This is a genomic window from Arthrobacter sp. BGA-UO-ETr-C19 (assembly GCF_059568005.1).
Genome location: NZ_JCAQPC010000020.1, coordinates 23,799 through 36,928 on the forward strand (window position 1 = coordinate 23,799; position 13,130 = coordinate 36,928).

Annotated in this window: 12 protein-coding genes; 5 read left to right on the forward strand and 7 right to left on the reverse strand. The window is 67.1% G+C overall.

Annotated elements, in window-relative coordinates; genetic code table 11:
• Window positions 1-31 precede the first annotated feature (31 nt).
• Window positions 32-1,381: a M1 family metallopeptidase gene (locus tag AC57BR_RS12345; RefSeq protein ID WP_496360917.1), complete on the forward strand. Its 1,350-nt coding sequence runs from the start codon at window positions 32-34 to the stop codon at window positions 1,379-1,381.
• A 76-nt stretch (window positions 1,382-1,457) separates the two neighbouring features.
• Here the strand turns inward: AC57BR_RS12345 and pheT are convergent, their stop codons facing one another.
• Complete coding sequence (pheT, locus tag AC57BR_RS12350) at window positions 1,458-4,001, reverse strand: phenylalanine--tRNA ligase subunit beta (RefSeq protein WP_496360919.1); 2,544 nt, start codon at window positions 3,999-4,001, stop codon at window positions 1,458-1,460.
• A 2-nt stretch (window positions 4,002-4,003) separates the two neighbouring features.
• The gene (gene pheS, locus AC57BR_RS12355; protein ID WP_496360921.1) at window positions 4,004-5,065 is read right to left on the reverse strand and encodes a phenylalanine--tRNA ligase subunit alpha; all 1,062 of its coding nucleotides are present in this window, start codon (window positions 5,063-5,065) and stop codon (window positions 4,004-4,006) included.
• Window positions 5,066-5,466: 401 nt separating this feature from the next.
• Here pheS and AC57BR_RS12360 point away from each other — a divergent pair, with 401 nt between their 5' ends.
• Window positions 5,467-5,847, forward strand: a complete 381-nt coding sequence (locus tag AC57BR_RS12360) for a hypothetical protein (RefSeq protein ID WP_496360923.1) — start codon at window positions 5,467-5,469, stop codon at window positions 5,845-5,847.
• On the forward strand, window positions 5,840-6,562 hold the full coding sequence (locus AC57BR_RS12365) for an SIMPL domain-containing protein (RefSeq protein WP_496360925.1): 723 nt from the start codon (window positions 5,840-5,842) through the stop codon (window positions 6,560-6,562). The genes AC57BR_RS12360 and AC57BR_RS12365 overlap by 8 nt, the downstream gene beginning before the upstream one ends.
• Here AC57BR_RS12365 and pcp read toward each other — a convergent pair.
• Window positions 6,559-7,236 carry a pyroglutamyl-peptidase I gene (gene pcp, locus AC57BR_RS12370; RefSeq protein WP_496360927.1) on the reverse strand — a complete coding sequence of 226 codons (678 nt, stop codon included), beginning with the start codon at window positions 7,234-7,236 and terminating at the stop codon, window positions 6,559-6,561. The genes AC57BR_RS12365 and pcp overlap by 4 nt on opposite strands.
• An 81-nt stretch (window positions 7,237-7,317) precedes the next feature.
• On the opposite strand from pcp, the gene AC57BR_RS12375 reads away from it, so the two are divergent.
• Window positions 7,318-8,487 carry an Rv2578c family radical SAM protein gene (locus tag AC57BR_RS12375; RefSeq protein ID WP_496360929.1) on the forward strand — a complete coding sequence of 390 codons (1,170 nt, stop codon included), beginning with the start codon at window positions 7,318-7,320 and terminating at the stop codon, window positions 8,485-8,487.
• A gap of 96 nt (window positions 8,488-8,583) precedes the next feature.
• Here AC57BR_RS12375 and AC57BR_RS12380 read toward each other — a convergent pair whose 3' ends face one another.
• The 4 genes from AC57BR_RS12380 to AC57BR_RS12395 form a co-directional block, all read right to left on the reverse strand.
• A complete protein-coding gene (locus AC57BR_RS12380; protein ID WP_496360931.1) occupies window positions 8,584-9,387 on the reverse strand; it encodes a MetQ/NlpA family ABC transporter substrate-binding protein in 804 nt (267 codons plus the stop codon).
• Window positions 9,388-9,448: 61 nt separating this feature from the next.
• Entirely contained in the window at window positions 9,449-10,150 is a 702-nt protein-coding gene (locus tag AC57BR_RS12385) for a methionine ABC transporter permease (RefSeq protein WP_496360933.1), read from the reverse strand.
• The gene (locus AC57BR_RS12390) at window positions 10,147-11,127 is read right to left on the reverse strand and encodes a methionine ABC transporter ATP-binding protein (RefSeq protein WP_496360935.1); all 981 of its coding nucleotides are present in this window, start codon (window positions 11,125-11,127) and stop codon (window positions 10,147-10,149) included. Before AC57BR_RS12390 ends, AC57BR_RS12385 begins: the two co-directional genes overlap by 4 nt.
• A gap of 145 nt (window positions 11,128-11,272) precedes the next feature.
• Window positions 11,273-11,731, reverse strand: a complete 459-nt coding sequence (locus AC57BR_RS12395; RefSeq protein ID WP_496360937.1) for a (deoxy)nucleoside triphosphate pyrophosphohydrolase — start codon at window positions 11,729-11,731, stop codon at window positions 11,273-11,275.
• 155 nt (window positions 11,732-11,886) lie between these two features.
• On the opposite strand from AC57BR_RS12395, the gene AC57BR_RS12400 reads away from it, so the two are divergent.
• Window positions 11,887-13,095 (forward strand): MFS transporter, encoded by a 1,209-nt coding sequence (locus AC57BR_RS12400; RefSeq protein ID WP_496360939.1) that lies wholly within the window; start codon window positions 11,887-11,889, stop codon window positions 13,093-13,095.
• Window positions 13,096-13,130 lie beyond the last annotated feature (35 nt).

Genomic DNA, 13,130 nt, shown 5'->3' on the forward strand with positions numbered 1-13,130 from the left:
CCCCACCACAGCTAAGGAAGTCACACGCAGAATGAGCCCCGGAGAATCGCCCGGCCCGGCCGCCGTCCTCTCCGCCGGCGCCACGGCCACCAGCGACCCCTACGTCCCGGACCACGGAACGGATGCCTACCGCGTCCTGCACTATGAACTGGAGCTGGACTACAGGCTCGCCAGCAACCGGCTGACCGGCCGTGCCGTACTGGCCGCTGTGGCGGCACGCCGCACGTCCGCCGTCGTACTCGATCTGGCCGGCCTCCGCGCCCTGAAAGTCCAGCTGAACGGGGTCCGCGTGCGGAAGTTCACGCAGCGGGCAGAACAGCTCGTGGTGCACTGCGAACAGCCCCTCGAGGCGGGCTCCGAATTCAGCCTCGACATCCGCTATGACGGCAACCCGCAGCCGCGCCGGGGGCTGTGGGGCGAGGTGGGCTGGGAGGAGCTCACCGACGGCGTACTCGTGGCCGGCCAGCCAAACGGCGCGCCGTCCTGGTTCCCCTGCAACGACCACCCGCGGAACAAGGCCAGCTACCGCATCGCCGTCACCACTGACGCCGGATACCGGGCCGTGTGCAACGGACTCCTGGTGGGGCAGGCCGTGAGGTCGAGCCGACAAACGTGGGTCTATGAGCAGCGTGAACCGATGGCGACGTACCTGGCAACCATCCAGATCGGCCGGTACGGGCTGGTGAGCCTGCCGGACTCCGCCGGCGTGCCCCAGTTCGTTGCGGCACCTGCCCAGCTGGCAACCCGGGCAGAGACAGCGCTGGCCCGCCAGGAAGCCATGATGAGCACCTTTGTGAGCCGCTTCGGTCCGTATCCCTTCCCCGAATACACAGTGGTGGTCACCGCCGATGAGCTGGAAATCCCGCTCGAGGCCCAGTCGCTGTCCATCCTGGGCCGCAACCACCTTGATACCGGGTGGGAGTCACAGCGCCTGATCGCGCATGAACTGGCCCACCAGTGGTTCGGGAACTCGCTGACGCTGGGCACGTGGAGCGACATCTGGCTGCACGAGGGTTTCGCCTGCTACGCGGAGTGGATCTGGTCCGAGGAAGCCGGCGTGATGCCCGCCCATGAGCGGGCTTTGGCAGCCTGGCGGCGGCTCAATGCCGGTGACCAGGACCTTCTGGTGGGTGATCCCGGACCCGAGCTGATGTTCGACGACCGGGTCTACAAGCGCGGAGCACTTGCCCTGCACGCCCTGCGCCGCCGCTGCGGCGACCTGGCCTTCTTCGCGCTGCTGCAGGAATGGACCCGCACACATGCCCACAGTTCCGTGTCGACGCCCGAGTTCATCCTCACGGCCGACCGCGTCACGGGACTGGACTCGGAATCGCTGCTGCACCCTTGGCTCTACGAAGAAGCCCTGCCGCCGCTGCCGTGAGTTATTTCCGGCATAAGAATGTTTTCCGGCATAAAGAAAGACCACGCCAAATGGCGTGGTCTTTCTTTATGGTCAGCTAGCGCTGGACGGCACCAAACCGTTCGGCTGCGGTGGCGACGGCGCGCTCCCGCGCCTCCGACGCCTCGTCGGCCGTCAGTGTCCGGTCCGTTGCGCGGAACCGCAGGCCGAAGGCGAGGGACTTCTTGCCGTCCTCGATCCCCTTCCCCGCGTAGACGTCGAACAGGGCGACGTCCTCGAGCAGCTCACCGGCGCCTTCACGCAGAGCTGCCAGCACGTCGTCGGCGGGGACGTCCTGCGGCACCACGAGCGCCACGTCCTGCGTGGCTACCGGGAAGGTGGAGATGTGCCGGGCCACCACGACGTCGGCCGCCGCCTCGAAGAGCGCGTCCGCGTTGAGTTCCAGCGCGACCGACCGCGCCGGCATGTCATGCGCGGCCAGGAGTTTCGGGTGCAGCTCGCCGGCGTATCCCACGACCTCGCCGGAACGCAGGGAAAGCTGCGCGGCGCGGCCCGGGTGGAAGGCCTGGTGCCGGCCCTGGGTGACCACAAGCTCCACCCCAAGGACGTCACCGGCGAGGCGGGCGATGTCCAGGGCGTCTGCCCAGTCCCACAGCCGCGGGGCGTGGCCGGCGGCGGCGGGCGAATCATGGCCGGTCAGGACGGCGGCGACGTGCAGCGGCTGGTCCGGAACGCCGTCGTACAGTGCGTCCAGCACCTCATCGCTTGGCTTGACGCCCAGCGGCGGAATAGAGGGCGTGCCCAGCTTGTCACCGGGCAGGAACACCAGGCCGGCTTCGAAGACGGCGAGGTCGCGGAAGCCGCGGGAGTGGTTGCGTTTGGCGACCTCCAGCAGGCCCGGCAGCACCGACGTGCGCAGGTACCCGTGCTCCTCGCTGATCGGGTTGGCAAGCTTGACGGCAGTCCGGGGTGCACCCTCCTCGGCCACTCCGAACGTGTCATTGGCGGCCTTCGACACGAAGGGGTAGGCCAGGACCTCGGTCAGGCCGGCGTCCGCCAGTGCCTGGACCAGGCGGCGGCGCTGCTGCTGCACGCGGGTCAGGCCGCGGCCGGGGGGCGCCACCGGCAGGGTCGCTGGGATCTGGTCGTAGCCCACCAGGCGGGTCACCTCCTCGGAGAGGTCCTCCTTGGTTTCCAGGTCGTTCCGCCAGCTCGGCGCGGTGACGGTCCAGCCTGCGCCGGTCTTTTCGAGGACGGCGCCGAGGTCCTCGAGGGACGTGACGATCTGCTCTTCGGTGAAGTCGATGCCGATCCGGGCGGCGGGGAATTCCGCCGGCAACGCTATGGTCACCGGATCCGGGGCGGTTCCGACATCGGTGCCGGCCTCGTCGGCGGTTCCGCCGGCCAGTTCCACGAGAAGATCGACGGCGCGCTGGGCCGCGATGTTGGCGACCTGCCAGTCCACGCCGCGTTCAAAGCGCTTGGAGGCTTCTGACGGGAGCTTGTGGCGCCGGCGGGAGCGGGCGATGGAGACTTCCTCGAAGTGGGCTGCCTCAATCAGGACTGTGGACGTGGCGTCCGAGACCTCGGTGGACGCGCCGCCCATGACGCCCGCGACGCCGATGGGGCCGGAGGCGTCGGTGATCAGCAGGTCCTCAGGGTCAAGCGAGCGCTCCTTGCCGTCGAGGGTTCTCAGCTTCTCCCCCGCCACGGCCCGGCGCACCACGATGTCGCCGGACAGCTTGTCCTGGTCGTAGAAGTGCAGCGGCTGGCCGAGTTCGAGCATCACGTAGTTCGAGATGTCCACCGGCAGGGAGATGGACCGGATTCCGGCCAGCCTGAGCCTGGAAGTCATCCACGGCGGCGTGGGCCTGGTGGCGTCCACGCCGCGGACGGTGCGCGCCACGAAACGGTCGCAGCCGGGCTTGTCGTAGATGGGCGCGTCGTCGTTGATCTTGACGCCGTAGCCGCCGGAGAGGGCGGCCGGCGCGTTGACCTTCGACGCCGGATCGGTGAAGTCCGTGCCGGTGGCGTGGGCGTATTCGCGGGCCACTCCGCGGATCGAGAAGGCGTAGCCGCGGTCCGGGGTCACGTTGATCTCGGCCGCCTGGTCGTAGAGGCCCAGCAGGTCCATGGCGTCGGTCCCGATTTCCGGGTCAAGCCCGATCCGGGAAAGCACCAGGATGCCGTCGTGGTCCTCGCCGATGCCCAGTTCGCGGACGGAGGCGATCATGCCCGCGGACATGTGGCCGTAGGTCTTCCGTGCCGAGATGTGGAAGTCGCCGGGCAGGACGGCGCCTGGCAGGGTGACCACCACTTTGTCGCCCTCAACAAAGTTGTGGGCGCCGCAGACGATGCCCTGCACGCCGGACGGATCGATGCCCTTGCCGGTGAGGGTCTGCTCCTGCCCCTCGGGGACGACGCGGACCTGGCACCAGTTGATGGTCTTGCCGTTGGACTGCGGTTCCTTGACCAGGCTCAGGACCTGGCCCACCACGACGGGTCCGCGCAGGGCGTCCGTGGGGCGGTGGACCGCTTCCTCTTCAAAGCCGACCTTGACAAGGTCCGCCATGACGTCTTCGGCCGTGGCTCCGGCCGGTATCTGCGCGAATTCACGCAGCCAGGAAAGTGGGATACGCACTGTTAGATCTCCATCCCGAAGTGCTCGCTGAAACGTACATCGCCCTCGATCATGTCGCGCATGTCGCCGACCTCGTTGCGGAACATCAGCGTCCGCTCGATGCCCATGCCGAAGGCAAAGCCTGAATAGACGTCCGGATCGATGCCGGCGGCCCGCAGGACGTTGGGGTTGACCATTCCGCAGCCGCCCCATTCGATCCAGCGTGGCCCGCCCTTGGCGCCGGGGTGGAAGATGTCCAGCTCGGCGGACGGCTCGGTGAACGGGAAGTAGTTGGGGCGCAGCCGGATCTGGGCTTCATCGCCGAACATCTGGCGGGCGAAGTGCTCCAGGGTTCCACGGAGGTCAGCCATGCTGAGCTTCTTGTCGATGGCCAGGCCCTCGAACTGGTGGAAGACCGGGGTGTGGGTGGCATCGAGCTCATCGGTGCGGAACACCTTGCCGGGGCACAGCACGTAGATGGGCAGCTCCCGCTCCAGCATGGACCGGACCTGCACCGGCGAGGTGTGTGTGCGCATCAGCAGGTGGGCTTCGGGCGGCTCCACGAAGAACGTGTCCTGCATTTCGCGGGCAGGGTGGTCCGGCTTGAAGTTCAGTGCGTCGAAGTTAAACCATTCGGATTCCACTTCGGGGCCTTCGGCGATTTCCCAGCCCATGCCCACGAAGATGTCCGCGACGCGGTCCTGCAGCGTGGACAGCGGGTGGCGGGCCCCGGCCCGACGGCGGCGCGGGGCCGCCGTGACGTCAACGGTCTCCTCAACCAGGATACGGGCGTCGTTCTCCGCTTCGAGTTCGGCGGTGCGGTCCGCGAGCGCCTTGTTAACACGTCCGCGCGATGAGCCCATCAGTTTGCCGGCTGCGGCCTTCTTGTCCTTAGGCAGGCTTCCGATTTCACGGTTGGCCAGGCTGAGCGGCGACTTCTCACCGGTGTGGGCCAGGCGGACGGCCTTGAGTTCATCGAGGGTGGAGGCGCCGGCAATGGCGGCGACGGCCTGGTCCACGGCGGCGTTGATGGCGGTTTCATCCAGAGGGTTCGGGACGGCGGCGCCCGGCAAAGTTTCAGTCATCTACTGTTCTTAGCTACGAGTCGGGTGATGCCAGCCGCCGGTGCAGCCGCGCCGGTTTCCCAGGCAGCGCGTCCGTCGCTGGCACGTCATTGCAGAAAGTCATCCAAGGACGCCATCCAAAGACGCCGTCCAAAGACAAGGGCAGGCTCGCCGGCGGGTGGCCGGCAGGCACTGTTCCCAGTCTAATTGACAGCGCCGCTCCAATTGACAGCGGCCCGGCCGCCCGGGGTCATCGGGCTGTCATCTGGGGGCCTGTGCCTGTCCCCCACGGCCGGGGCCGTTGCCTGTTCTGCACGACCGCCCGCGGCTAGCATGGCCTCATGATGCAAGGCCGCCCAACGGATGGCCCCCGGAAGAGAGGCCCCCTGACGCAAACGCAACGCCTCCGGCAACTCGCAAACGTGCTGAACGCCTCCACGCCCCTGGGGCTGGTGCTTGCCGGGCTGGCCGGCACCAGGACGTTCCGGGGTCCCCGCGGTTTGATTGTCGCCACCGGTTACCGATGGCGGCTGCCTGTGGCTGGTGCTTTCACTGTTGGGAACGTGGTGATCTTCCGTGCAGACGCCGATTCGGCCTTGACGGGCCGCGTGCTCCTGGACCACGAGGAGCGGCACAGCACCCAGTACGCGTGGTGCCTGGGGGTGCCCTTCCTGCTGTTCTATTTCGCGGCCGCTGCCTGGTCGGCAGTGCGGTACGGCGATCCGGCGTCGGGAAATCCCTTCGAGCGGCATGCCGGCCTGGAGGCCGGCGGCTATGTGGACCGGAGGCGCAGGCATGAGTGAACCCGCGGGCCGGGCGGCAGCCCGGACAGTCACCGTCACGGGATTCGGAACCGCCGAGGCCGCGCCGGACCTGCTGACGCTCTCCGTTGGCGTGGAATGCCGGCGCGACAGCGCCGGGGATGCCTTCGCCGCTGCCGGAGAGGCGTCCGCCGCCGTAACGGGCGCGCTGCGCGGCCGGGGCGCGCAGAGCCGGGATATCAGGACGTCCGGGCTGAACGTCCGTGCCGACGTCGTCTGGCAGGAGGGCCGCGGCCAGCAGGTCACGGGTTATGTGGCATCCAGCATGCTCAGCGTCCGGCTCCGGGATCCCGCTGCCGGCTCAGGAGTCATCGCGGCAGCCGTGGACGCAGGCGGCAACGACGTGCGCCTGGATGGCGTTCAGCTCGGCTTTGCCGATGCCGCAGCCGTGATGGCGCTGGCCCGCGAGGCCGCCTGGCTTGACGCCCGGGCGGCAGCCGCACAGCTCGCCGGGCTTGCCGGAGCGGAGCTGGGTGAGGTGGTCTCTGTGCGGCTGCACCCCGTGCCGTCGGCCCCCGTTCCGGTGGGCGGGATGCAGCGGGCCTTCGCTGCCGACGCCATGGCGGTGGAGTCCGGTGAATCCAGCGTCAGCACCAGTGTCACGGTTGAGTGGGAGTTGTTGAGGGGGAATCCCGTTCCTCCCGCAGCGGATGCCCCGCACCCACCGGATGAACCAGGGAAACGGCCTGCGGCCTAGTGGATGCTGCCGGCGGCGAGCGCGACGTCGGACGTCCGGGTTTCGTCGATTGGCCGGGTCGCGTCGATTGGCTGGTGCTGCGAGATTCGGACGACGGCGGCAATCGCCTCCGCCATCGAGGCCACAGGCAGTGACGGTTTATCGCTCCCCTGCTCTATCTGATCCGGCGCGAACGGTACGTGCACAAATCCACCGCGGACGCCCGGACGGGACGCAAGTTCGTGCATCAGCGTGTAGAAAGTGTGGTTGCAGACGTACGTTCCCGCCGTCTGTGAGATTTCGGCGGGAACACCCGCCTGTTCCACGGCAAGCAAGGCCGACTTGACCGGCAACGAGGTGAAATAAGCTGCAGGTCCGCCCGGCACCACCTCCCGGTCCACGGGCTGGTTTCCTGCGTTGTCCGGAATGGGTGCGTCATCGCAGTTGATGGCAACCCTTTCCAGAGAGACCCGTCCGCGGCCTCCGGCCTGCCCGATGCACACCACCAGCTCCGGCTCCAGGTCACCCAGGACATCCCGCAGCACACTCCCGGCCGCACCGAACACGCACGGCAGTTCCACCGCCTCCACGGCGAGGCCTTCTGCTCGGAGCAGCTCCCTGGCGGACAGGGCGGCCGCCCAGGACGGATTCACCGGCTGGCCGCCGAAGGGTTCAAAGCCGGTGAGTAGAATCATGGACCCAGCGTAGCCGCCGTCGCCGGGAAACGCCGACGGCGCGCCTTGACTTAAGTTCGAACATACCTTCGAATGGAGGGCATGAGATGGGACGCACAAGCACTCAAACCGGCACAGGAAGAGATGCCCGGGGCTGCGCCGCTGCTGCCCCTGGCCGGATTGGTGCGGTCTGTGTCCACGCCAGAGTTCGCCGGCGTCACCTTTCATGAGGTCACCGCCAAATCGGTGCTCAACAAGGTGCCCGTCGGCTCCCGGATGCCGTTCGAGTGGACCGTGAACCCCTACCGGGGCTGCAGCCACGCCTGCGTCTACTGCTTCGCCCGCAAGAGCCACACCTATCTGGACTTCGACGCCGGGCTGGATTTCGACAGCCAGGTGGTGGTGAAGATCAACGCGGCCGAGGTGCTCCGCAAAGAGCTGGCCAAGCCCTCCTGGAACCGGCAGCAGGTGGCACTGGGCACCAACACGGACCCTTACCAGCGCGCGGAGGGCCGGTACCGGCTGATGCCCGGCATCATCGGTGCGCTGGCCGATTCGGGGACTCCGCTGTCCATCCTGACCAAGGGGACGCTGCTGGCGCGTGACATTCCGCTTCTGAAGCACGCCGCGGCACAGGTGCCGGTGGGCATCGGGATCTCGCTCGCCATGACGGACGAGCAGCTCTCCGAGGCCATCGAACCCGGCACTCCCGGACCGCGGGCCCGGCTCAAGCTCGTTTCCAGGCTCCGCGAAGCCGGGCTGCCCTGCGGGGTGATGGCCATGCCCATCCTGCCGTGGCTCTCGGACAGTGACGAGGCACTGGATTCCCTGTTCGCCTCGCTGGCGGCGGCGGGTGCAACCGGCGTCACGGCCGGAGCACTGTATTTGAAGCCCGGCACCCGGGAATGGTTCATGCAGTGGATCGCGGCCCGGCATCCGGAACTCGTGGGCCGCTACCGCAGGCTGTATGGCTCGGGCTCGTACGCCTCCAAGGAATACCGCACCTGGCTGGCGGGCAGGGTCCGCTTCTTCAAATCCCGGCACGGCTTTTCCGGCTCGCACGGGTTCAGCCACCGGGACGTCGACGATCACCAGGCCGACGATCCCCGCGGCGAGGAAGCCGCCTACCCCGAGGGAAGCATTCCGCAGGATCGCCCAGGGCAGCATGGGACGGGGCAACATGGGATGGAGCAGCGTGGGACGGAGCAGCAAAGGACCGGGCAGCATGGCCACAGCAGCTCAGGCCGGACGTCCCAGCCCACGCTGTTCTGAGCCCGCGCAACACTGCCGCCGAGCTCTTCCCCACATGGCGCCACCACCCAAAAAGCGGGGGCAGGACGGTGACCGTCCTGCCCTCCGTTTTCAGCCTTAGCTGGCCGGAATCACCAGGCCCTTGAACTCCGTCTGGATGAAGTCCTTCATCTCCTGCGAGGTCAGGATCTTGTAGAGCTTCTGCACCCGAGCGTCGTCCTTCTTGTCGGCGTTCACGGCCAGCACGTTGTAGTAGGCGCTGTCCTTGCCCTCGACGAGGATCTGCTTGTCCGTGCTCAGGCCCGCCGGCAGGGCGAACGCCAGGGTGACAATGGCCGCATCCTTGTCGTTCAGTGCCTGCGGGAGGCTGGCGTTTTCGATCTCCGTGAACTTCAGGTTCTTGGGGTTCGCCGTCACATCTTTGAGGGTGATGGGGTTCTCCGTCACCTCGATGAGCCCCTTGGACGCGAGCAGCTTCAGCGCGCGGGCCTCATTGGTGGGGTCATTGGGAATGGCCACCGACGCACCCTCGGGCAGGGCGTCCACGCTCTTCACCTCGTTGGAGTACAGGGCCATCGGCGGCAGATACACCTTTCCGACGCTGATCAGGTTCTTGCCGGAGGCCTTGTTGTACGTCTCCATGAACGTGGTGTTCTGGAAGAGGTTGGCGTCAATGTCGCCGTCGCTCACGGCGGGGTTCGGCGTGTTGTAGTCGCTGAACTCCTTGTATTCGACCGTGAGGCCTTCCTTGGGCGCAAGCTCCCGCTGGACGTGCTTGAGCATGTCGCCGGCGGGCACCGCGAGGGCACCCACTTTAATGGTTTCCGAGGCGCTGGACGGGCTTGGGCTGCCGCAGGCAGAGAGGGCCAGGACGGCGGCGGCTCCGGCCGCGGCAGCCTTGAGGACGGTGGATCGGATCATGCTGAACTCTTTCAGGGTGGAGCGGATGGGGATGAAAATCGAGTGGGTGTGAGAATCGCTGTCAGCGGTGGGACAGCCTGCGGGCGGCGAGGTTGCCCAGCGACTGGAACACCTGGACCAGGAGGATCAGCAGGATGACGACGGCCAACATGTACTCGGGGCTGTAGCGCTGGTAGCCGTAGCGGAAGGCCACATCGCCCAGTCCGCCGCCGCCAACCGCGCCCACCATGGCGGAGTATCCGATGAGGCCCACAACCGTGGTGGACAGCCCCAGAGCGAGGGCGGGGACTGCCTCGGCTACCAGGACCTTGGTGAGAATCGTCCACCGGGTTGCGCCCAGCGATTGGGCAGCCTCAACGAGGCCCTTGGGCACCTCGCGGATGCCGATTTCCACGAGTCGGGCGAAGAACGCAATGCCGGCGATCGCCAGCGGCACGATCGCCGCCGTCGGACCGATGAAGGAGCCGACCAGCAGGCGGGTGAAGGGAATCAGGAGGATCATCAGGATGATGAACGGGATGGACCGCCCGATGTTCACCACGACGTCGAGTACCCGGTTCACCGCGACGCCCAGGGCGCGGCTGCCGAACGGTCTGGCCAGCAGCCCGTCAGCCTCAGTGGTAACCAGCAGTACGCCGGCCGCCAGCCCGAACAGGACCGTGAGGAGCAGGCTGACGCCGACCGTGTAAAAGGTCTCCCCGGCTCCCTTGAGGATGGTGTCCAGCAGGTCCGCCCAAAAGTAGGGATCGTTGCGGTCGATCACTTGATTACCTCCACGTAGAGTCCTTGGGACCGCAGGTCGGCGACGGCTCCGGACACAGTCCTTTCATCGCCGGGCAGTTCCAGCCGGGTCCGTCCCGTCTGGCGGCCGTGGATGGTCTCCACAGCGGCGCCCAGGATCCCCACATCGATCCCGTGCTGGCGTGCCAACTGGGCTATGACCGGCCGGTCGGTGGCCATTCCGGTGAAGGTGATCTCCACGACTGCGTTGGACGTATGCGGGATGTCGCCAAGGGGGAAGAGTGCCTGGCCAAGCAGGGACTTCTCCGTGGTCAGCAGTTTCTCGACGGATCCCTGTTCGAGGATCCTTCCCTGGCTCATGACGGCGGCCGAGTCGCAGATGCGCTTGACCACGTCCATCTCGTGCGTGATGAGGAGCACGGTCAGGCCCAAATCCTTGCTCAGCTGCCGGATCAGGTCGAGGATCTGGCGCGTGGTGTCCGGATCCAGCGCCGAGGTGGCTTCGTCGCTGAGCAGGACGTTCGGGTTGGACGCCAGCGCGCGGGCGATGCCGACGCGCTGCTTCTGGCCGCCTGAGAGCTGGGCGGGATAGGCGTCCGCCTTGCCGTGCAGGCCAACGAGTTCAAGGATTTCCAGCGCCCGCGTCCGGCGCTGGGCCCGGCCCGCGCCGGTGATCTCCAGCGACAGCTCGACGTTCGCCCGCGCTGTCCGCCCGCTGAGGAGGTTGAAGTGCTGGAAGATCATGCCGATGCCGTGGCGGGCCTGCCGCAGCTCCTTGCCTGCAAGCCGGGTCATGTCCCGGCCACCGACGTGAACAGTGCCGGAGTCGGGCTGCTCCAGGGAGTTGATGGTGCGGATCAAGGTGCTCTTGCCCGCGCCGCTTTGCCCCACCACCCCGAAGATTTCGCCCTTTTTCACGGACATTGTCACGTCGTCGAGGGCACGGACCTGCGCGGTACCGGAGCCGTAGCTCTTGACGACGCGGCTCACGGATATCATGCGGTTCCTTCAGGGGATGGGCGGATCTCCCGGAATTGTCCAAGGAGTGAGACACCGCGGGGTGTCCAGCATGTAATTCTGCCCAGCTGCCCTGAAAGGCAACAAATCCGAACAATCTGCTCGAAGAAAGCCCCGAGGGGTGGTGTTAATTTCCGGGGACGGAGTCCGCACGGCTCGCAGCGGCGACGCTGGCGAGCAGCGCCTGGACAATCGGGAGGTCGGCCGGAATCCAAGGCAGGCTGAGAGCTTCGTCACCTTCGCGGATGCTGACCCAGCGGAGTTCATCGTGGTCCTCAAGCGGCCGGGGGTCGCCGTCGGCCACTTCCGCGAACCACACCCGCATCACGGCTTTCTCGTTCAGGGGCCAGCCGGCCGGCCCGGGCGCCTCCAGCTCCTTCCCAAGGACGACGCCGATGCCGAGTTCCTCGCGGAGCTCCCGGTGCAGTGCACGTTCGGGGGCCTCGCCCGGTTCCACCTTGCCTCCCGGGAATTCCCACATGCCGGCGAACTGCGGAGGCGCCGTCCGGCGCGCCACGAGAAGCCGGGCGGGAGCGGACAGCGAGTCGAGCACGGCGCCGCCGACGACGTTGATCAGTGCAGTCACCGGTCCAGTCTATGAGGGCCCGGGTTTCTGGGGGCACCTGTCCATGGTGCTGCCCTCCGCGGGAGGGAATATCCATCCCGCCACGAAGCTTGTTAAAATCAGACATATCAGTGGCAACGAGGCCTACTCCGTAACTTTCTTCGAAAAGCAGGCACATGACTTCCACTGTCCAGGCTCCCCGCACGCCCAAGGCCGCCGCCAGGCGCATCGGCCCCGCCATCCTGGCCCTGGCCATGGGCGGCTTCGGCATCGGGGTCACCGAGTTCGCCATGATGGGGCTGCTCAAGGAAGTCGAAGTCGGACTCCGGATCAGCACTCCCGAGGCCGGCCATCTCATCTCGGCCTACGCCCTCGGCGTCGTCGTGGGAGCGCCGGTCCTTGCCGCCGTCGGGGCGAAACTGCCGCGCAAATTCCTTGCGCTGGGCCTCATGCTGTTCTTCAGCGTTGCCAACCTGTCCTCGTTCATCGCTCCCGATTACGCGAGCATGCTGGTCTCCCGTTTCGCCGCCGGGCTGCCGCACGGCGCGTTCTTTGGCGTGGCCGCCGTGATTGCCGCTTCGCTGGTGGCGCCGACAAAGCGGGGCTGGGCCATCTCCATGGTCATGGCGGGGCTCACCGTTGCCAACGTGGTCGGTGTTCCCTTCGCCACCTGGCTCGGGCAGACCTTTGGCTGGCGGCTGCTCTTTGTCCTGGTGGGAGTGCTGGGGCTGGTGACCCTGGCGCTCATCTGGAAATTCGTTCCGTTCCAGCAGGCGCATGCGGACGCCAGCATCCGCAGGGAGCTGGGCGCGCTCAAACGGGCGCAGGTCTGGCTGGCAATCCTCATCGGCATCGTCGGATTTGGCGGGTTCTTCGCCACGTACACCTACATCTCCCACACGATGACCTCCGTGGCCGGGATCCCTGCCGCACTGCTGCCGTTCGTGGTGGCCTTGTACGGCCTGGGAATGGTGGCCGGGAATATCGTCGGTGGCCGGATCGCGGACAAGTCCGTGATGGGGACCATCTACCGCGTCCTGCCGGGAATCGCCGTCGCACTGGTGGTGTACGCCGTGGCCGTGCACTGGCCGTGGTCGGCCTTCGTCATGGTGTTCGTGGTGGGCGGCGCCGGGTCCATGCTCGTCCCGGCCCTGCAGACCCGGCTGCTGGACGCGTCTCCTGATGCGCCGTCGCTGGCGTCCTCACTCAACCACGCCGCACTGAACGTCGCCAACGCCCTGGGCGCGTTCCTCGGCGGCGTCGTGATCGCCTGGGGCTGGGGCTATGTTGCGCCCGCCCTCGTGGGTGCCGTCCTGGCCATTCTCGGCCTCCTGGTGGCCCTGCTCAGCGGCCTGCTGGAACGCAAAAAGCCGCTGGCCCCGTAACAGAAGTCACGAAGCCAGCGGCTAAAAAACTTCGG